The sequence below is a fragment of the Kocuria sp. HSID16901 genome (assembly GCF_003989425.1).
GTDB classification, from domain to species: Bacteria; Actinomycetota; Actinomycetes; order Actinomycetales; family Micrococcaceae; genus Rothia; species Rothia massiliensis.
Genome location: NZ_RBLM01000002.1, coordinates 277,745 through 298,529, shown reverse-complemented (window position 1 = coordinate 298,529; position 20,785 = coordinate 277,745). Strand labels below are relative to the sequence as shown.

Sequence of the window (20,785 nt, the reverse complement as noted above, 5' to 3'; positions counted from 1 at the left end):
CCCAACCCACAAGGACTATCGCGTGAGCACTTCGAGAATCGGTCGTGAGGTCGGAAACGACTCGGATCGACCCCTTTCTGGGGCTGGAGAGTCCACCGAAAGACGTTTCAGCTGGCTGCTCGTCATTACCGGTGCCATCGGATTTTTCGCATCTGCGGCGCTCGTTTTTGAACGGCTTCAGGTCTTTTTGGATGCTGGTCACAAAGCCAGTTGTGACATCAACGCCCTGCTCAACTGCGGCACGGTCATGCGAACCCCACAAGCCGAACTCTTTGGTTTCCCCAACCCGTTCATTGGCATCGTCGCCTATGCAGTCATTCTGACCCTCGGTACGGCCATGCTGGCCGGTGCACGGTTCGCCAAATGGTATTGGATCTGCGTCAATATCGGTGTGGTGCTGGGTTCGATTTTCACTTTCTGGCTGTGGTATCAGACGACGTTCCAGATCGACGCTCTGTGCCTGTACTGCATGATCGTGTGGATCGTTCAAACCATACTTTCGGTGAGCGTGACCATGCACAATATCCGCGTGGGGATTATTCCCGTATCCCCGCGAATCGCCGAGACTCTCCCCCGGTGGAATTGGTTCCTGACCGTGATGATCTTGTTGGTCATCTTCGGAATTATTTTTATCCGGTTCTTCGCCAACATTCTCGCGATGTTCTAAACGAGGAGCCTCACAGAAAAACGCTCCGTTGCCATATGGCAACGGAGCGTTTTTCTGTGGGGCGGGCCGATCAGCCGAACCAAATTCCGATTTCGCGTTCCGCCGATTCCGGCGAATCCGAGCCGTGCACCAGGTTTTTCTGCACTTTTTCGCCCCAGTCCCGGCCAAGATCTCCGCGAATCGTGCCTGCGGGCGCCGTCGTGGGATCCGAGGGCCCCATCATGGTCCGCAGCCCTTCAATCGCGCGGTCGCCTTCGATGACGGCGGCAACGATCGGGCCAGACATCATGAACTCCAGGAGAGGCTCGTAGAACGGCTTGCCCTGGTGTTCTTCGTAGTGCTGTTCCAAAATGTTCCGCGTCGCGCTGAGGCGCTGTAGCTCGGCAATTCGATAACCCTTGGTTTCGATGCGGGCCAAGATGGCACCCACCAGGTTGCGTTCGACGCCGTCGGGCTTAATGAGGACTAATGAACGTTCCGTCATCCGTAAACTCCTTGGTCGGTTGAGTCTCTCGTACCGATCCTAACCGGGCCGTAGAGCCGTTCCAGGGTGACGCCCGTCTCTCTCAAAATGGAGGAGCCGAATGAAATGGTCCCGGTGATCACTGTGCGATCGGTGACGGCGTCCATGACTCGATCACGGGGAATGATGCGGAGCCGCTCCTGGAGCTTCTGAGGGAGCCGATAGTCGAGGTGTCCGCCAGGCAATGGGACGAAATAGTGCGGTATGGCCTGAGCGTCCAGCCAGTCGGCCATTCCCACCACGTTCTTGGTGGCCGGAACGGACCACAAAATCTGGTCTACCGCGCCCCACGCTTCTAGGGCGCTCAGAAAGGTTCGGCGCAGCCCCTCAGAGTCAATGCTCGCGTCCACGATGTATCTCGCGCCGGATGCGTCGACGCGCATTTCGCCTCGTCCAGGTCGGCTGACGACCACGGGCTCCGTGCTCGGACTCACGCCCACAGCCCGACAAGCGGTATCGGCGAGAGCCTCCCCCAAGGCTCGATTTTGAGTCCGGAAGTCCCCCGCCGCCACGATCTGAACCTGGGCGTTCCTCCGCTCGGCCAGGTCATGCAGCACCCGCCGCGGCCCCTGGCTTTGCGGTACAGACCAGACGACGTCGTTCGGCCGGATGAGGCCGAATTTTTCCTGAGCGACGTGCGCCAGGGTGGGCCCAAAGACATCCAGGTGCTCCGCAAAAATGCTGGTAAACCCGACGCACCAACGATCGAGCAACGAAATCTCGTCGTGGGCACCGCCCATACCGGCCTCATGAACAACGACGTCGACCCCTGCCGCGGTCATCATGGCGTGCCCCATGACGGTGAACAGCCCGGTCGGCGCCAAATAGCCCCGGAGGCGCTCCCGCTGGGACTCTACGGCGCCCGCCAGACGACGAAGCCACCGGTTGTAAGTTCCCGCACCAACGACGGCTCCGTCGATACTGAAACGATCCAGGTTGGAAATGATGCCGGGCGACGAGACCAATCCCACGCGCAACCCCGCGTTCGAAAGGTGCGCGGCCGCCGTCGTCGCGGCTTCCCCTTTGCCCTTAGAACCCGTGATCAGAACGCTCGGCGTGCGGCGTGTTCCGGAGAGCATCTCGAGAATTTCGCCGGCGCCCTGTACATCGCGCTTCTCGCCCGGTTTCCGACGACTCCACGAGCCGAATACCGCCCGAGACTCCAACTCGCGATCAATACATGATGGGTCGGGGGCCTCTGAAGCTTCACCGACCCAACCATGGCATGACGTGGTCATGACGCCACGGCCTCGCACCAGAGACTAAGCACCACCGTGGGTACGTTCCCACTCGAGTTCGGCGTCCCACCGCTCTTTCTTTTCGCGGTCGATCTTTGTTCCCGTCAGCATGGAGTACCACCACGCTGCGAGGAAGCACAGGCCGATCACGAACATCGCCGGCAGCAAGAATCCCGTGGCTACGAGAAGCAACTGCAGAATCCAGCCCGCGGCGTAACCCCATGGTTTACGAAGGAACGCACAGTTGGCAATGAAGGCGGCCGCCAGAATCACGCCGCCCACCATGACTCCGGTTTTCGCCCCTACTCCCGAATGCAGATGTTGCAACCCGAAGTAAGCCAAGGTCCCGAAAAAGACCACAAAGGCTTCCAAGAGGAGCACGGTGGAGGCGAACATGACCTTGACGGATCCGGGCTTTTTCACCTGGCCGGGCCGCCATTCACGTTGCGCTTTGGTAAGTCGAGCCATCATGTTCTCCTAGCCGCCCAGTAACACTCGGGCTTCACCGACGACGGTGATCGACCCCGTAATCAACACCGCGGCGTCGAGCTCTTCCCTGGCCGCTGCGTCGGATATCGCCGCAACCGTTGCATTGTCGAGACGCTCGTGGACCTCGAGGGCGTCCTCGTCAAACCCGGCCTCCACGGCAAGTTCGGCCAGCTCCTCCACGGGTATGGCCCGCGGAGAGGTGGACTGGGTGAGATATAGCCGCGTCTCGAATGCCTCGGACTCGGCATAGTGATGCCGCAAGATATCCAGCATGGACCGGGCGTCCTTATCCGAGAGGATGCCGAGAACGATGTTGAGCTGCTTGATGTTAAAGGCCTCGCCCACCGCTTGGGCCGAAGCCTCGATACCGTGGGGATTGTGCGCAGCATCCAGCACGACGACGGGTACGTTGCGCACGACCTCCAACCGCCCGGGTGACGTGGCTTCCTCAAACGCGACACGCACCACGTCCAGGGCGAGTTCTTTGTCCCCACCCCCGAGGAAGGCCTCGACCGCTGCCACGGCCAGTGAAGCATTTTCCGCCTGGTGAGCCCCGAGGAGCGGCAGCGCCACATCCTCGTATCGCCCGGCCAAACCCTGAATGGTCACGACCTGTCCGCCCACGCCCGGTGTCCGCTCCGTGACGCCAAACTCGACGCCCTCGAAGCGGAACTCGGCGTCGTTTTCCCGGGCTGACGCCAACAGGATCTCTGCGACGCTGGGCTTCTGCACCGCCGAGACGAGGAAACCTTCGGGTTTGATGATCCCGGACTTCTCTTGAGCAATCTCTTCGACCGTTTCACCAAGCATGTGCACATGGTCCAGGTCGATGGGGGTGACCACGGACACCTGGGCATCCGCAACGTTGGTCGCGTCCCAGGCACCTCCCAAGCCTACTTCGAGCACCATGACGTCGACGGGGGCGTCCGCGAAGATCGCGAAGGCCAACGCCGTCATGGCTTCGAATTCTGTGAGCGGGACTTCGCCCTGTTCCGCCAGATGTGCATCGACCATCTGAAGGTACGGACGAATTTCATCCCACACACGGACGAACGTTCGATCATCGACCGGCTCACCGTCCAAACAGATGCGCTCGTTGACCTTTTCCAGGTGCGGGGAGGTGTAGCGGCCCGGCCGTAGGTCATGGGCCAGGAGCAAGCGCTCGATCAGACGGGCCGTCGAGGTCTTGCCATTGGTTCCGGTGACGTGAATGACTGGTGCGCTATGTGCCGGGTCCCCCAGGAAGTCCATGGCTAGACGCATCGCATCCAACCGTGGTGCCATCTGAGTTTCGGGAGCCCTGCCACGCAGTTCGGCGTAAATGGATTCGACCGAAAAGACGTCATCCATCACGTCGCCCGAATCATCGCGGGATGGGACGGGAAGGCCTACGGCATCGTCTAACTCGAGGTCGTCGAGGTCCCGTTCTTCGGCGAGTTCGTCGGTATCGTCGGCCCCGAATGGGCTGAGCTCTTCGGGCAATTCCTCGTGTTCGCGCCCACCGTCGGCGTCGTCACGAAATGGTTGGTTGCTCATGCATCCTTCTCTTGGTCGTTGCTCGCAACGGTCTCGACGGTCACCGACGGGTCCGCGGCCTCCTCAAGGACGAGGCGAGTAGTTAACGTCTCCCCCGCGACGAGTTCCTCGTTGGCACGGATGGCCTCAAGGTTTTCGGCCCGGTCCCGAACGACGGTGACGATGCGGTCGCTCACCTGAAGTCCGGCGTCCTTGCGTGCCTGCTGGATCACCCGAACCATGTCGCGCGCCGCGCCCTCCTTCAGGAGGTCGTCGGTCAACTCGGTATCGAGCACCAAGAATCCGCCATCAATGACCGAGACTGCTCGGTCCTGATGCGCACCCTCGGCAACCACCGTCTCGAGTTCGAATTCCCCGGCGTGCAAGGCAAATCCTTGACCGTCTGCCTGGACACCCACGACGACGGTTCCGTCGTCGTTGACCTGCCAGTCGCCGGTCTTGGACGCCTTAATGGCCGCTTGGACCTGCTTGCCGAGGCGCGGGCCCGCGGCGCGAGCGTTCACCTTCAGGCTTCGGGAAATCCCGTACTTCTCCGGCGAGACATCCTCGGAGTCGAGAATCTCCACGTGTTTGATGTTGAGCTCGGACGCGATGATTTCGGAGAAAGTCTCGCCGAGTTCTTTGCCGCGCGGTACGGCAACCGTCAACTTCGCCAAGGGTTGGCGCACCCGGAGGTTCTCGGCCTTGCGCAGTGCCGAACCCGCCGAACAGATGGCCCGCGTCGTCTCCATGTGCTCCACGAGGTCCGATTCTTCGGCGAACAGACCGGCGTCGGGCCAATCCGTGAGATGGACAGATCGCCCGCCCGTCAGGCCACGCCAGATCACCTCAGTCTCCATGGGAAGCAACGGAGCGGCGACGCGGCACATCGTCTCCAAGCAGGTGTACAGCACATCAAATGCTGCGATGTCCTCGTCGAAGAAGCGTTCACGGGAGCGTCGGACGTACCAGTTCGTGAGGGCATCCGTGTAGATGCGCAGGTGGTCGCAGGCGCTCCAGACGTCGTAAGCGTCGAAATCCTCCGTGACCTGCTCCACGAGCTGGCGGGTCTTCGCGAGGATGAATCGATCCATCACGTGGTCGCATGAATACCGCGGGCGTGCGTCGTAACCCTGACCACCGAAAGCGGCGTTCGAGTAAAGCGTCAGGAAGTGATAGGCGTTCCACATCGGAAGCATGACCTGGCGTACGCCTTCACGGATTCCGCGTTCGGTCACGATCAGGTTGCCGCCGCGAAGGATCGGCGACGACATCAGGAACCACCGCATCGCGTCGGAGCCGTCCCGGTCAAGCACTTCGGAGACATCCGGGTAGTTGCGCAACGACTTGGACATCTTCTGACCGTCGGAGCCCAACACGATGCCGTGTGAGATCACATTGGTGAAGGCCGGCCGGTCGAACAACGCCGTCGACAAGATGTGCAAGGTGTAGAACCATCCGCGCGTCTGGCCGATGTACTCCACGATGAAGTCCGCCGGGTAGTGGTTTTCGAACCACTCCTTGTTCTCGAACGGGTAGTGAACTTGCCCGTAAGGCATCGACCCGGAGTCAAACCATACGTCCAAGACATCCGGGACGCGGCGCATCGTGGACTGCCCCGTCGGATCGTCCGGGTTGGGGCGAGTCAGCTCGTCGATAAACGGTCGATGCAGGTCCGGCTTGCCTTCGTGATTCAGCGGCATGCGGCCAAAATCGGCTTCAAGCTCGGCCAAGGAACCGTAAACATCCGTCCGAGGATAGTTCGGGTCGTCCGATACCCACACCGGGATCGGAGAGCCCCAATAGCGATTACGCGAGATCGACCAGTCCCTGGCATTTTCCAACCACTTGCCGAATTGGCCGTGCTTGACGTTCTCAGGGATCCAGTTGATGTGCTCATTCAACTCGACCATGCGGTCCTTGAACTGGCTCACCGCGACGTACCAGGAGGTGATCGCGCGGTAGATCAAGGGGTTACGGCACCGCCAGCAGTGCGGGTAGGAGTGCACGTAGGATTTCTCGCGCAACAGCACGTTCTTGGCACGCAGGTGACGGATGATCGGGGTGTTCGTTTCGAAGACTTGGAGCCCCACGATGTCTTCCAGCTCCGTGCCACGGAATAGAGGCAGGACTTTGGCTCCCTCATCGACCGTCAAGATGACCGGGATGCCGTACTGGTCGCACGTCGCCTGGTCGTCTTCACCGTAGGCGGGAGCCTGGTGGACCACGCCGGTACCGTCCGTCGTCGTCACGTAGTCTGCCAGGAGAACCTGCCAGGCCCGTGAGGTGTCGTAGGCTTCGCTGTCGACGAAGGTGTCGAAGAGAGGCTCATAGCGCAAGCCCTCCAAATCCCGGCCGAGGTGGTGGGCCTCTACGGCCGCCTGAGCGGATTCGGCGTCCTCATATCCAAGATCTTCGGCGTAGTCACCCAGGCGCTCGGCGGCCAACAGGAAACGCTGTGCCTCGACGGACGTACCCTTCGGGCCTGCCGGCAACACCACATAGTCGATCTCCGGGCCGACGGCGAGCGCAAGGTTCGCCGGCAGGGTCCAGGGCGTGGTGGTCCAGCCGATGGCCGCGACTCCGGCGAGTTGGTGGCTCAGGTCGGTTGAGCCGTCTTTGAGGGTGAATGCCACGGTGACGGTGGGGTCTTGGCGGTCTTTGTAGACGTCGTCGTCCATCCGCAGCTCATGGTTCGAGAGCGGGGTTTCGTCCTTCCAGCAGTATGGAAGCACGCGGAATCCCTGGTAGGTCAGGCCTTTGTCGTGGAGCTGCTTGTAGACCCAGATGACCGACTCCATGTATTCGACGTTGAGGGTCTTGTAGTCGTTCTCGAAGTCGACCCAGCGGGCCTGTCGGGTGACGTATTTTTCCCACTCGTCGGTATACCGCAGGACCGAGGACCGGCAGGCGTCGTTGAATTGATCGATGCCCATTTCTTCGATCTGTTTTTTGTCGGTCATGCCGAGCTGTTTCATGGCTTCGAGCTCGGCAGGCAGTCCGTGGGTGTCCCATCCGAAGCGGCGGTCGACCTTATTTCCGCGTTGGGTTTGGTAGCGCGCGACGAGGTCCTTGACGTAGCCGGTCAGGAGGTGGCCGTAGTGCGGGAGACCGTTGGCGAATGGGGGGCCGTCGTAGAAGACGAATTCGTCCGTCGCGCCTTCACCGTGATCGCGTTCGGCGATGCTGGCCTGGAACGTTCCATCGTGTTCCCAGTAGTTGAGGACGTTTTCCTCGAGTTCTGGGAAGGAAGGCGAGGCGGGAAGGGGCTGAGAAGTTGAGTGGGTCGCCTTGGGGTAGTGAGTGCTCACGCTGACATCCTGGTTCTCGATAAGGAACATTCGTTTGTGTCAGGACGCCGTGTTGGCGCGGTACCACCTCACTTGCCGTGGACGCCGGGACGCCTCGCGGTGGCCATGGAGGCCACCGCGAGAATGTCTCAGCGGCAACGGCCGCTTCATGACGGCTGTCTCGGGCCTACCCGTCCGGGTCTAATGAGGCTGTATCTATTCCGTGGTCTCCCGCGCCGCAACGCATCGATGGGAGAACACAGGTACTGCCCGTTCTTCCGGATTGCTCGCCGGTGATCGCCGGGTCTTCGCACCGTCTCTCAGTCTAGGCAGATGGGTCTTTCCTGTCTAACCCTGACGAGGCAAAAATGTTGCTTGTGAGGGTGCGAGCTGAAGCGTCCACCTCGGGGTTTGCGCCGGTGTGGCCCGGATATGCGGGCGAGAGCTTCACGACGTCGCCAATGACCGTGACGGCGGGTGACTCGACGCCGACTTTCGCGGCAATATGGTGGATATTTCCGAGTTGTCCGATCGTGGTGCGCTGGCGGTCGGTCCAGCCTCTTTCCACGATGGCGACCGGGGTGTCTGCGCGGCGTCCCGTGGAGAGGAGGCTTTGGACGAGTGTGGCGAGGGTGCCGACTCCCATGAGGATGACGAGGGTGTGGTCGCTTCCTGAGGGTAGGTGATGGATGTTCTGATGGCCCGTGAGCACGCTGAAGCCTGACGCGATGCCACGGTGGGTCAGGGGTATTCCAGCGGCGGCGGGTACGGAAACGGCTGAAGTAACTCCGGGCACGACCTCCGTGGCAATGCCGTGTTCGGCACAGTATTCAACTTCTTCTCCCCCGCGACCGAAGACGAACGGGTCGCCGCCTTTGAGCCGGACGACCCGCTGCCCTTTCTGTGCTTCTCGGACGAGAATCCGGTTGATCTCATCCTGCGTGACCGGGTGATGTCCTGGTTGTTTGCCCACCTCGATGATGTGCGTCGTCTCCGGGAGCTGGGCGAGCACCTGTCGAGGGCCGAGCCGGTCTGCGACGACGACGTCGGCGCCAGACAAGAGGAAACGTCCGCGAACTGTGAGGAGCCCGGTATCTCCCGGACCGCCGCCCACGAGTGCCACGGTCCCGGGGGCCTGAGCTTCCGGCTGTGGGGCGCTCGTGCGAACGGCTCGGGTAGGAATCTTCCCGGTTTCGAGGGCTCCTTGGATGTGAGCCGCAGCCGTTGCCGCTCGTCGTGGGTCCCGACTGGCGTTGACCCCTACTGTCACGCCATTCCACCGTGCGACGGCGCCGACGTGGGCGCTACCCGCGGTGTCTCCACCTTTGACGCAGAATCTCTTCCGCCGTTCCGCTTCCTCAGCCACGAAATTCTGCGTGTCTGGGGAGGACGTATGTGCGAAGACGAGCCAGGCCGAATCGATATCCGTAGCCCGAACACCTCGCGCGGACCAGGTGAGATCACCGCGCTCGGCCGCACGACGGATCGATTCATCGGCCTCGGGGGCGACCACGTGAACCGTGGCCCGTTCTGCTAGGAGACCCTTGACGCGCCGGGAGGCTACTGGCCCTCCCCCAACAACCAACACTTCGCGGCCTGTGAGAGACAGACCGACGGGATAGGTCGTGGTGTCGCGTGGGCTATTCATGGGTTCCCGCCGGCACATCGGGTGAGCTGTCAGGGGACTGTAGCCGGGAAATTCCGGCTCCCCAGGTGTCTCCACTGTGCGGATCGATGACTAGGAATGAGCCGGTATGTCGGTGATCTTGGTAGTCCTCGATTGGAAGCGGCGCGGCCGTTCGCAGGGTCACGGTCCCGATGTCGTTGAGTCCGAGAGATTCGGCTGGGCGGTCGTCCAGGCCTTCCAGGTCCAATCGTCCGTCGATCGTGGCCACAAGAGCTTTGACGGTCAAGGTTCCGTGCTTGATCAGTACATGGGTCCCTGCCGTCACCTTCCGGTCTGAAAGCCAGGCCAGTTTCGCAGTGAAGCTGTTGCGTGTGACGGGCACGGAGTCCGAAGCACACAAGAGTGTGCCGCGAGCGATATCCAGGTCTGCGTCGATTTCGAGGGTCACGGATTGGGGCGGAACCGCGACTTCAAGCCGGGTGTCCCCGTTCCAGATGGCGGTGACGCGGGCCGTGCTACCGGAGGCGGCGACCCGAATCTCGTCCCCCACTCGGACGGATCCCGAGGTGACCTGCCCGGTATAGCCTCGAAAATCGCGGAATTCACTGGCGTCGATTCCTGGCGCCACGCCACCCTGCGGTCGAATCACGGACTGCACGGCCATACGGAAGGGTTCTGCCGCGCGCATGAGTCGAGATTGTCCCGGAAGGGTTTCCAGGAGGCTCAGAAGAGTCTGCCCCGTGTACCACGGTGTGCGATCGGAAGTCGTCACGATGTTGTCACCGCGAAGAGCCGAGACGGGGACGGCCCGGAGTCGTTCCTCGACACCCAGTTCCCGGGCGATGTCCTCCAGATCTTGAACGATGGATGTAAAGGTCGCTTCGTCGTAGTCGATCAGGTCGATCTTGTTGACGGCGACGACGACGTGAGGAACCCGTAGGAGACTCGCCACGGCCAGATGGCGGCGAGTCTGCTCTAGGACCCCGTGACGTGCGTCGACGAGCAGGACGACGGCGTCGGCGGTTGAGGCGCCGGTCACGGTGTTCTTGGTGTATTCCACGTGTCCGGGGCAGTCTGCGAGCACAAAATTCCGCGCGTCTGTCGCGAAGTATCGGTACGCCACATCGATCGTGATGCCTTGTTCGCGTTCCGCGCGGAGTCCGTCGGTGAGGAGAGCGAGGTCCAGCCCGTTCTCGTCATCCCCGAATCCACGATCCGCCGAGGTGCGTGCCACGGCGTCGAGCTGGTCCGCCAAAATGGCTTTGGCGTCGTACAGGAGCCTCCCGACGAGAGTCGACTTGCCGTCGTCGACGGAGCCCGCCGTGGCAAACCGGAAGAGGGTACGGGTATCCGCAGACGTCGCGGCGAGGGTATCGGTGCTGCTCATTAGAAATAGCCATCCTTCTTGCGGTCTTCCATTGCGGCCTCTGAGATGCGGTCATCCGCTCGGGTGGCTCCCCGTTCGGTCACGGTCGTCACCGCGACTTCCTTGACGACGTCGTGAGCGGATCTGGCCTCGGACAGGACCGCGCCGGTGCAAGACATGTCGCCGACGGTTCGGTACCGCACGAGTCGAGACGCGACGGGCTCATCGCCGGTTGGTTGAGAATGCTCGCCCACGGCCCGGATCATGCCGTCACGTTCGAAGGTGTCCCTGACGTGGGCAAAGTACAGCGAAGGAAGGTCGATGCCTTCTCGCTCGATGTAGCGCCATACGTCGAGTTCCGTCCAGTTGGAGAGCGGGAACGCTCGAACGTGCTGTCCGGGCGCGTGACGTCCGTTGTAGAGGTTCCACAGTTCAGGGCGTTGCGATCGCGGGTCCCATTGACCGAAGTCGTCCCGAAGGCTCAAGACTCGTTCCTTGGCCCGAGCTTTGTCTTCATCGCGACGTCCCCCGCCGAATACCGCATCAAAGCCGTTATTGGCGATGGTGTCCAACAAAGGAACGGTTTGCAGGGTGTTTCGCGTGCCGTCGGGGCGTTCCATGAGTTCGCCTCGGTCCAGGTAATCCTGCACCGACGTCACGACCAGGCGGGTGCCAAGACGCTGCGCGGTGCGATCTCGGAAGTCCAGTACTTCGGGGAAATTATGTCCCGTATCTATGTGGACCAGCGGAAAGGGTATCCGCGCCGGGAAGAACGCCTTGGCCGCCAGATGAGTCATCACGACCGAATCTTTACCGCCCGAAAAGAGCATGGCGGGTCGTTCGAACTCGGCGACGACTTCGCGGATGATGTGGATGGCTTCGGCCTCCAGGAGATCGAGGTCGGTTAATTCGACATCGGTTGGGGCCCGGGTGGGGTCGAGGGTTGTGGTCATGGTGTCCTTCGTCAGTCGTGGCTGGTTCACAGGTGAATTCCGCATTCCGTTTTGGAGGAGCCGGCCCAACGGCCGGACCGCGGATCTTCACCCTCAGCTACGGGTCGTGTGCACGGTTCGCACCCGATCGAGGGATACCCGTTGGTGAGCAGCATGTTCACGGGTACTTGATGTTCATTCGCGTAGTCGACGAGATCGTCGAAGCTCCAGGTCGCCAGCGGATTAACCTTGATGAGCCGGTGGGAATCGTCCCAGGTGATCAGGGGCGTATTGGTTCGCGTCGGGGCTTCGTCTCGACGAACGCCCGTGAACCACACCTCGTAGCCGCTCAGTGCCTTATTGAGGGGCTCAACCTTGCGCATCCGGCAGCACGCCGCGGGGTCCCTCGCAAAGAGGTCCTTGCCGTACTCGGCGTCCTGCTCGGCCACGGACAATTCCGGGGTGAGGTCGACGACATTGACGTCCAGTTTCTCTTGCACGAGGTCACGGGTCCCGAGGGTTTCACCAAAGTGATATCCGGTGTCGAGGAATAGCACGTCCACGCCTGGCAAACGCTCCGCGACCAAAGCGGGAAGCACGGCGTCGGCCATAGAACATGCCACCGCCACCTGATGAGTGTCGAAATTCTGCGCAACCCAATCGATGACTTCCTCAGCCGTCGCGTTCTCGCCGAGCGCGTGCGAGGCATCCTGTGCTGCTTCTTGCAATCGTGATTCTCGAAGCTGTGTCATACCAGTTCCTCCTCGGTCGCGTGATGTGCCCACTGGGCGAACGACTCGCCGGACGAGTGGCTCGAAATGTAGCGCCGGACCACTCGATCGACGTATTCGGCGACGTCGTCGGAGGCGACCTTGAGGCCTCGGACGGTACGGCCGAGCCCTCCAGCGCCGTCGTTGTGATGATCCGCCAAGCCCCCGCCCAGGTGGACCTGGAAGCCCGATGTTTGTCCGCCATGGCCATCGGGGATGAGCTGCCCTTTGAGGCCAATGTCGGCCGTCTGAATGCGGGCACACGAGTTCGGGCAGCCGTTGATGTAAAGGGTTAATTGCTCCGGCAACTCCTCTCTCACGTCCGCAAGGCGCTTTTCCAGGTCGTCCACGATCCTGGCCGCCGTCGCCTTGGTCTCGACGATCGCAAGCTTGCAAAATTCCAGTCCGGTGCAGGCCATCGTGTCTCGCCGAAAGACCGACGGTGTGGCCTCGAGGCCGAGTTCCCGGGCCTTCTCCACGAACTCGTCCGAAGCGGAAGAATCGATGTCCAGCACCACAACCTTTTGATACGGCGTCGTCCGCAGACGAGAGGTTCCGTACTGTTCCATGAGGTCCGCGAGCGCTCGCAGAGTTCCGCCGTTGACTCGTCCGACGACGGGGCTGAGCCCGATGTAATTTTTGCCGTCCTTTTGGCGGTGTACCCCGACGTGGTCGCCCGGGTGCTGTGGCGTGGGCGGTGCAGGGCCATCGCTCAACTGGTATCCGAGGTATTCGGTTTCTAGGACCTCGCGGAATTTTTCGGGTCCCCAATCTTGCATGAGGAATTTGAGGCGTGCGCGGTTGCGCAGCCGCCGGTATCCGTAGTCACGGAAGATCCGGATGACGCCGTGCCAGACCTCGGGGGCCTGCTCGGGGCGTACGAAGGCTCCAAGCCGCAGGGCCAATTTGGGGTTGGTGGACAATCCGCCGCCGACCCACAGGTCGAATCCGGGACCGTACTCGGGGTGGTCGATGCCGATGAGGGAAATATCGTTGATTTCGTGGACCACGTCTTGGCTCGGGTGGCCGCTGATCGCCGTCTTGAATTTGCGGGGCAGGTTTGACAGCTCGGGATCTCCGATGAAACGGCTTCGGATCTCTTGAATTACTGGGGTGGGGTCGAGGATTTCGTCCTCTGAGACGCCGGCCACGGGTGATCCGAGGATGACGCGGGAGACGTCGCCACATGCTTCGGTTGTGGAGAGGTCGACGTTTTCGAGTCGCCGCCAGATTTCGGGGACGTCTTCGATGCGGATCCAGTGCAGCTGGATGTTTTGCCGGTCGGAGAGGTCCGCGGTACCGCGGGCGAATTCTTCCGAGATACCGGCGATGGTTTGTAGTTGCTCGCGGGTGAGGGTTCCGCCGTCGAGGCGGATTCTCATCATGAAGTAGCGGTCTTCGAGTTCGCGGGTGTCGAGGGTGGCGGTGCGCCCGCCGTCGATTCCTGGACGCCGTTGGGTGTAGAGACCCCACCAGCGGAATCTTCCGTGGAGGTCGTCGTCGGTGATTGCATCGAAGCCTTCGGCGGCGTAGGTGCTTTCGATGCGCTCGCGCACGTTGAGACCGTTGTCGTCGAGTTTGAATTCTTCATTGTGGTTCATCGGGGCGGTGCCGTCGATTTTCCACTGTGCGTTGGGCTTTTTCGCGCGCCGTTTCGTCGCGCTGTTACTCCCCGCGCTTTCCCGTGTGTCTGAAACCATGATGGAACTCTAGGAACACGGGATGGCTTGGGGAAAGTGCCTCTCAACACGCATCAATACAAGGTCTCGGGAGGTCACAGACCACGTCACGTGGCGTCATGGCTTCGGACATATTGCGGGTCATGTCGTCTGGTCGGCGCTACTGGCAACGGCCGGAATGCGTCCGGGCCTAATCGCGTAATTTTTCGCGGGCTCGGGCCAAGGCTAGGTGTGCGACGAGCTCCAACGATTCTGGGTCGGAGATGTGCAGTAATGGTCCGGCGACGCGTGCGCTGGTGCGCTCCAACCGGTCCTGGAATACTCCCGGAGCCAGGATGTATGAGGAGACGTAGACCGTCCGGTCTCCCCCAGAGCTGAGCTCTTGGATCGCTTCGCTCACGGTCGGTTTCGCCGCCGCACCATACCCCACGCGTACGGGGATGCCGAGTTCTTGGCTGAGGAAATCCGCTTGCTTTAGGGCATCGGTCCGCCCAGCGGCGACCGACGAGCCGACGACGCCCATGACCACAGGGTGGTCTCTGTGCCATCCACGCTCTTGGAGCCTGCGAGCCTGCAGCCGCGCCAGATCGGCGGATGGGCCAAGGGGCGCGGAGACGAGCGCTGGTCCTGATCCCTTATCGTGTCCGCCCGATGTTCTCCGTCGTTCCGCCGCACGCATCAGGTCCACGTTCGTGTGAAACCCGGTGGACAGGAGCAGTGGCATCACCAGGCATCGAGAGTCCGGGGGCAACCTTTCGACGACGTCGCCGACTGCCGGCTCCTGAACGTCCACGGAGGCCCCGTGTACGGGCCCGTCCGCGAGTTGCGCAATGGTCCGGACGAGTGCGGCCATCGTTTCTTGCCCTCGTGGGTCCCGAGTTCCGTGCCCACACGCCACAAGATGGGTCGATGCTGCACCGTCGTGGTCCATGAGTTACCGATCCGTGGAGCGGATGACTTTGTGCTGGGCCGCTTGCGCGACGGGGCGCATCGTGATCGAGTCCAGGTTAATGTGATGCGGCAATGTCAATGAGAAAACCGCAACTCGCGCGACATCCTCGGCGGTCAACGGTTTGTCGACGCCCTCATAGACCTTCTCAGCGGCGTCTTCGTTACCTCCGAGGCGATTGACCGAAAATTCTTCGGTGTGCACCATGCCCGGAGCCAGCTCCAGGACGCGCACATTATGCTCCGCCTCTTCGAGTCGCAACGCACGCGTCAGGGCCCGTTCACCAAACTTCGCGGCGTTGTAACCGCCTCCACCCTCATAGGCGGCCTCTGCCGCCGTCGAGGTGAGGTTGAAAATCGTTCCTTCACCGTTGGCACGTAACGCGGGGAGAAAGGCTTGCACCATGTGCAACGTTCCCAGCACGTTCAATCGGTACATCGCCTCCCAATCTTGGGGGTTGCCCTCACCGACGTTGTCCGTGCCGAAGGCCGCACCCGAAATATTGACCAAGGTATCCACGGTCCCCTGTTCTTGGATGACGCGCTCGGCGAGTTCTCGTGCGCCGTCGGCGTCCGTGATATCCAGTGGGTGGGGAATCACGCCGGTTTCCTCGGCCAGGCCTTCCAGACGTTCGACTCGGCGGGCAACCGCATAGACGGTCCAGCCTAGTTCGGCGAGCTGACGGGCCGTTTCTCGTCCGATTCCGGAGCTAGCGCCGGTCACGACGGCGACGTGGTGAGAACGATGGGTGGACTGCGCACGTGGTGAGGTCATGAGTCCAGCCTACAAATCTCCAGCCCGTCGCGGGTCAAACATTGCACGATACGTACCGGCACGTCATGACGCGTCTCACCGTCCGAATCAGAAAGAGCCGAGCGTGACAGAATGTCCCCATGGCTGAAAACACGCAGGGCACAGACACGCCCACCACAGTGACCGTTCCCGACAAGCCCGGACTCGAAGGGCTCGAGGAAAAATACTCGCGTCAGTGGCGCGAACAAGAAACCTACGCATTTGACGAGAACACCGATCGTGCATCCGTGTACTCGATCGATACGCCGCCTCCGACGGCGTCGGGATCACTTCACGTCGGCCACATGTTCTCCTACACACAGACCGACGTCATCGCGCGCTACCAACGCATGACCGGCAAGAACGTCTTTTACCCCTTGGGCTGGGACGATAACGGTCTGCCCACCGAACGCCGCGTCCAGAACTACTACGGCGTCCGTTGCGACCCTTCCAAGCCCTACATCGAGGGCTATCGTCCCCCGGAGAAGCCCGCCAAGAACCAACGCGACTGGGACGTTATCTCCCGTGCGAACTTCATCGAACTGTGTGAAGAGCTCGCCGTGGACGACGAAAAAGTCTTCGAGCACCTGTTCATGACGCTCGGCCTTTCGGTGGACTGGAAGCGCACGTACCGCACGATTGATGACCACTCCCGCAAGGTTTCCCAGCTCGCTTTCCTCAAAGACCTGGAGGCCGGTAACGCCTACATGGCTGAAGCTCCGACCATGTGGGACGTCACGTTCCGCACCGCGGTCGCGCAGGCGGAGCTCGAGGATAAAGAGCGCGACGGCGCATACCACCGCGTGAGCTTCCACCGCCCCAACGGGGACCCCGTGTGGATCGAAACCACTCGACCCGAGCTGTTGCCTGCCTGTGTCGCTTTGGTGGCTCATCCCGATGACGAGCGGTACCAGGACCTGTTCGGGACGACCGTGACTTCTCCCCTATTTGGAGTGGATGTTCCGGTCAAGGCACACACGCTTGCACAACCCGACAAGGGCTCCGGAATCGCCATGATCTGTACGTTCGGTGACACGACCGACGTGACCTGGTGGCGCGAACTCAACTTGGACACCCGTGCGCTCATTGGTCGGGATGGTCGATTCTCCCGTGAAACGCCTGAGTGGATCACCGAACCGTCCGCACGTGAACGGTACGAGCGCCTGGCAGGAGCCACAGTCTTTTCGGCTCAGAAGGCCGTCGTTGAAATGCTCGTTGAGTCCGGCGAGATGGATGGCGATCCCAAGCCCATCAAGCACCCGGTGAAGTTCTACGAAAAGGGCGACAAGCCCCTGGAGATCGTGACTTCGCGCCAGTGGTACATCCGCAATGGCGGACGAGACGCGGACCGTCGGCAAGACCTCATCGAACGCGGCCAAGAAATTCAATGGCATCCAAGCTTCATGCGTTCCCGGTACGAAAATTGGGTCGAAGGGCTCAACGGTGACTGGCTGATCTCCCGTCAACGGTTTTTCGGCGTTCCCTTCCCGCTGTGGTACGCGCTCGACGACAACGGCGACCCGCAATACGATCGCCCCATCATCCCCGACGAGGCCCAACTGCCCGTCGACCCGGCCGCGCAAGCCCCCAACGGCTACCAGGAATCGCAACGTGACCAGCCGGGAGGCTTCACAGCCGACCCCGATGTGCTCGACACCTGGGCCACGTCCTCCCTTACCCCGCAAATCGCCACGGGTTGGGCCGTGAATCCGGACCTCCACAAGGTCACTTTCCCCATGGATCTCCGCCCCCAGGGCCACGACATCATCAGGACCTGGCTATTCAGCTCCGTGGTGCGCGCCGAGACCCTCGCCGGAACCATTCCGTGGACCAACACGGCCCTCTCAGGATGGATCCTTGACCCCGACCGAAAGAAAATGTCCAAGTCGAAGGGCAATGTCGTCGTGCCCGACGAGGTTCTGAAGAATCACGGGGCCGACGCCGTACGGTACTGGGCCGCCTCGGCCCGCTTGGGTGCCGACACCGCCTACGACGAGGGCCAAATGAAGATTGGGCGTCGCTTGGCCATCAAGCTGCTCAACGCCTCGAAGTTCGTGCTCATGCAGGGCGTGGACCAGTCTTCCGTCATCGGCCGTGGAGTATCTGCAGACGTCGTGACTCAAGGGCTCGACCGTTCCCTCTTGGCCCAGCTGCGGCAGGTCATCGAGGCGGCCACCGATGCTTTCAATAACTATGAATACGCTCGGGCATTGCAATTGACCGAGTCCTTCTTCTGGACCTTCACCGACGACTACGTCGAGCTGGTCAAGGACCGCGCCTATGGCGCTCGCGGACCGGAAGAGCAGGCCTCGGTACACGCGGCTCTGGCGACGACCCTCGACGCCGTTTTGCGACTCTTCGCCCCCTTCCTGCCGTTCGCGACCGAAGAAGTGTGGTCTTGGTGGCGGGAAGGCTCGGTGCATCGCTCTTCCTGGCCGACGTCGCAGGGCTGGGACGACGTCGCCTCCGCCGGAGATATCGAGGTGCTCACCGTGGTGGGACAGGCCCTTTCGGGGCTACGCAAGTCCAAGTCGGAAGCCAAGGTCAAGCAACGCACCGAAGTTGCCTCGGCCACCATCTCCGGACCCGCAAGACAGCTGGATCAGCTCCGCGCGGGAATCGGCGATCTCAAGGCAGCCGGCAATGCTCAAGAACTCACGCTGACCGAAGCCGAGGGTGAGCTAGCAGTCTCCGCGGTCGAGCTGATCCCCGGGGAGTAACCAGCAACCCCACCCCCTGGTGGACCACGCACCGGAACCACCTCCGGCAGCCTGCCCGGCAGTCACACACGTGCTGCGGGGCAGGCTTCGGCCGGAAGAAAGCAGGACAAGCATGCGGGACGACCCGAATTACCCCGTCTATCAAGGCGACACCGACAAGACCGGTGAAAGCCGCATCAAACAACAATTTGCCGATGGACGCCGACTCTTCAACGGCTTTTCGGACCAGGTCTACTTCATTTTCGCTGGGTTAGCAGGCCTGTGGCTCGCCGTCGTCTCCCTGACCGAAGCCGTCCACCTGAGCTGGTGGTCCGTGCTCTTTATCTTGATTTTTTGGGCGCTCGCCTCGTACCTGACCCTCCCCCGGATGCACCGCATCCTCACCAACATCTACGTGCCCAACTACTTTTTTGGACGCACGCAAACGGGCGATGGGCTTCTAGGCGACCCGGTCAACCTCGCGCTCATTGCCGAAGAGGATGACATTCACGAGGCCATGACGCGCGCGGGGTGGACCAAAGCCGAACCTGTGACCCTCAAGAGTTCCTGGCGCATCATCGTGTCCTCCGTACGCAAATCCTCCTACCCTGAAGCACCGGTGAGTCCGCTTCTGCTGTTCGGCCGCCAGCAGGATTTTGCGTACCAGCAAGAGGTCAACGGGAATCCCAGCAAGCGGCACCACGTCCGCTTCTGGAAAACACCCAAAGACTGGAGCCTCCCCGGCGGCAAAAAGGTCAATTGGCTGGCCGCTGCGACCTACGACAACGCCGTCGGCGTATCCCTGTTCACCTTTCAGGTGACCCATAAGGTCGATTCCGATACCGACCTCGAGCGTGACTACGTCGTCTCCACCATCCAGTACAAGAACCCGGAAGTCACCGAGGACCGGCTCGAGAACTTCATGGGTGACTACAATTCGCGTAACGGTGGTGGTGACGAGATCAAGACCGACGGTCACCTGCCGATCCTTGATCTCGACGAGGTTGTTCCCGGCGATCACGAGAGCGAGTCAGATCGCGATCCCGACCAGAAGCACCGAAACATCGCGGAATTGGCCAAAAAGACGCCGCCCGACGTCTGGATTGCCGGCGCACTCGTCACCCTGGTGGCTCTGTTGCAAATCGTGCGGACCCTCATGCTGTTCTACCGACCCGGTGTTCAGGAGAACCTTTCCACCGATCTGCTGGCATCCGCCGAGAATTTTGGCACCGACACCGGAAGCGACTTCTGGACCTTTGTGGTGGCCGGCGCTTCACTGGCCATCACCGTGGCCGCGATCCTTCAGGTGTTGCTGGCGATCAACGTGCTGCGAGGCCATAACCGGGCACGGCAGATCTTGTTGGCGCTGCTGTGCATCAGCTTCATCATCATCGCGGTTCAGATCGTGACCGACACGGGAGATTCCTCCAATGTGTACGCGGTCTTTGTGCTGATGGCCAGCCAAGTCTTCGCCATGATTTCCTATACCTCAGACGAAGCTCTCAATTACACCTGGGCCAGCACACAAGAAAAGCGCCAGGCTAAGAAGGCCCGGCGCTCTTCGCGAGACTCGTCAGGGAATTAGTCGAAGATGGGTCCGGTGGTCCTGGACCGCTTGAGTTCGAAGAAACCTGGGTACGAGGCCAGGGCCACCGCACCGTCCCACACTCGGCCAGCCTCTTCCCCCTTGGGAGCCGGTGACATCACGGGGCCGAAGAAGGCCGTGCCGTCGATCGAAATGATCGGTACTCCGACGTCGTCGCCCACGAGACCCAAAGCTCGAGCGTTGGATTCACGGAGCTTTTCGTCGTAGACGTCTTGATCCGCGTATTCACCAAGCTCCGCTGGCAGGCCGACCTCCGCGAGGGCCTTGTCGATGGCCTTCTGATACCGTTGGCGGCTATCCTCTTCACCCGTGTTCTCTGGGTGGATCGCCGTCCCGACGGCGTCGTAGAACGCTTTGACCTTTTCCTGGCCGGCTTCTTCGCGAACGGCCATGGCCACGCGAGCCGGGCCCACCGAATCATCGATGTGCTTCCGATATCCGGGGTCGAGGTCCTTGCCCTCGTTGAGGATTGCCAAGCTAAACGGATGCCAGGTCACCTCGACGTCGCGAATCTGGGAAACCTCAGTCATCCACCGCGAGGTCATCCAAGCCCAAGGGCAAATCGGGTCAAACCAGTATTCAGCGTGCTGAGTCATGTTTCGTTCTCTCCTGCCAGATTGCTACTCGATGCACCATCGATCTT

The 20,785-nt window shown here is 61.4% G+C and carries 16 protein-coding genes; 3 read left to right on the top strand and 13 right to left on the bottom strand.

All coding sequences use genetic code 11. The features are described 5' to 3' along the window. The first annotated feature begins 22 nt into the window (after window positions 1-22). Window positions 23-667 (top strand): vitamin K epoxide reductase family protein, encoded by a 645-nt coding sequence (locus D8M21_RS03570; RefSeq protein WP_238651008.1) that lies wholly within the window; start codon window positions 23-25, stop codon window positions 665-667. 70 nt (window positions 668-737) lie between these two features. On the opposite strand, the gene ndk is transcribed toward D8M21_RS03570, so the two are convergent. The 12 genes from ndk to D8M21_RS03510 all read right to left on the bottom strand — a co-directional run bounded on the left by ndk (window position 738) and on the right by D8M21_RS03510 (window position 15,819). After that, on the bottom strand, window positions 738-1,151 hold the full coding sequence (gene ndk, locus D8M21_RS03565) for a nucleoside-diphosphate kinase (RefSeq protein ID WP_048678189.1): 414 nt from the start codon (window positions 1,149-1,151) through the stop codon (window positions 738-740). Next, the gene (locus D8M21_RS03560) at window positions 1,148-2,428 is read right to left on the bottom strand and encodes a hypothetical protein (protein WP_126855659.1); all 1,281 of its coding nucleotides are present in this window, start codon (window positions 2,426-2,428) and stop codon (window positions 1,148-1,150) included. Before D8M21_RS03560 ends, ndk begins: the two co-directional genes overlap by 4 nt. A gap of 24 nt (window positions 2,429-2,452) precedes the next feature. Further along, complete coding sequence (locus tag D8M21_RS03555; RefSeq protein WP_048678186.1) at window positions 2,453-2,896, bottom strand: DUF4233 domain-containing protein; 444 nt, start codon at window positions 2,894-2,896, stop codon at window positions 2,453-2,455. A gap of 9 nt (window positions 2,897-2,905) precedes the next feature. Continuing rightward, complete coding sequence (locus tag D8M21_RS03550) at window positions 2,906-4,267, bottom strand: bifunctional folylpolyglutamate synthase/dihydrofolate synthase (RefSeq protein ID WP_202975602.1); 1,362 nt, start codon at window positions 4,265-4,267, stop codon at window positions 2,906-2,908. A 182-nt stretch (window positions 4,268-4,449) separates the two neighbouring features. Further along, the gene (gene ileS, locus D8M21_RS03545; protein WP_082156593.1) at window positions 4,450-7,773 is read right to left on the bottom strand and encodes an isoleucine--tRNA ligase; all 3,324 of its coding nucleotides are present in this window, start codon (window positions 7,771-7,773) and stop codon (window positions 4,450-4,452) included. A 274-nt stretch (window positions 7,774-8,047) separates the two neighbouring features. Then, on the bottom strand, window positions 8,048-9,370 hold the full coding sequence (gene cobA / locus D8M21_RS03540) for a uroporphyrinogen-III C-methyltransferase (protein WP_053089912.1): 1,323 nt from the start codon (window positions 9,368-9,370) through the stop codon (window positions 8,048-8,050). Then, window positions 9,363-10,736 (bottom strand): sulfate adenylyltransferase subunit 1, encoded by a 1,374-nt coding sequence (locus tag D8M21_RS03535; protein ID WP_048678182.1) that lies wholly within the window; start codon window positions 10,734-10,736, stop codon window positions 9,363-9,365. The genes cobA and D8M21_RS03535 overlap by 8 nt, the downstream gene beginning before the upstream one ends. Next, entirely contained in the window at window positions 10,736-11,668 is a 933-nt protein-coding gene (gene cysD / locus D8M21_RS03530) for a sulfate adenylyltransferase subunit CysD (RefSeq protein ID WP_048678598.1), read from the bottom strand. Before cysD ends, D8M21_RS03535 begins: the two co-directional genes overlap by 1 nt. Before the next feature lie 26 nt (window positions 11,669-11,694). Continuing rightward, window positions 11,695-12,399, bottom strand: coding sequence for a phosphoadenylyl-sulfate reductase (locus tag D8M21_RS03525; protein ID WP_048678181.1), 705 nt, complete (start codon window positions 12,397-12,399; stop codon window positions 11,695-11,697). Beyond that, entirely contained in the window at window positions 12,396-14,117 is a 1,722-nt protein-coding gene (locus D8M21_RS03520; protein WP_082156592.1) for a nitrite/sulfite reductase, read from the bottom strand. Before D8M21_RS03520 ends, D8M21_RS03525 begins: the two co-directional genes overlap by 4 nt. A 169-nt stretch (window positions 14,118-14,286) precedes the next feature. Beyond that, complete coding sequence (locus D8M21_RS03515; protein WP_082156591.1) at window positions 14,287-15,027, bottom strand: sirohydrochlorin chelatase; 741 nt, start codon at window positions 15,025-15,027, stop codon at window positions 14,287-14,289. 3 nt (window positions 15,028-15,030) lie between these two features. Next, window positions 15,031-15,819, bottom strand: coding sequence for an SDR family oxidoreductase (locus D8M21_RS03510; protein WP_048678178.1), 789 nt, complete (start codon window positions 15,817-15,819; stop codon window positions 15,031-15,033). A gap of 119 nt (window positions 15,820-15,938) precedes the next feature. Between D8M21_RS03510 and valS the strand changes: the two genes are divergently transcribed. Together valS and D8M21_RS03500 are read left to right on the top strand one after the other, a co-directional pair. Next, window positions 15,939-18,557: a valine--tRNA ligase gene (valS, locus tag D8M21_RS03505; protein ID WP_048678176.1), complete on the top strand. Its 2,619-nt coding sequence runs from the start codon at window positions 15,939-15,941 to the stop codon at window positions 18,555-18,557. A 112-nt stretch (window positions 18,558-18,669) separates the two neighbouring features. After that, window positions 18,670-20,121, top strand: coding sequence for an LssY C-terminal domain-containing protein (locus tag D8M21_RS03500; protein WP_065424193.1), 1,452 nt, complete (start codon window positions 18,670-18,672; stop codon window positions 20,119-20,121). On the opposite strand, the gene D8M21_RS03495 is transcribed toward D8M21_RS03500, so the two are convergent. Continuing rightward, window positions 20,118-20,738 carry a mycothiol-dependent nitroreductase Rv2466c family protein gene (locus D8M21_RS03495; RefSeq protein WP_048678174.1) on the bottom strand — a complete coding sequence of 207 codons (621 nt, stop codon included), beginning with the start codon at window positions 20,736-20,738 and terminating at the stop codon, window positions 20,118-20,120. The genes D8M21_RS03500 and D8M21_RS03495 overlap by 4 nt on opposite strands. Window positions 20,739-20,785: the final 47 nt, after the last annotated feature.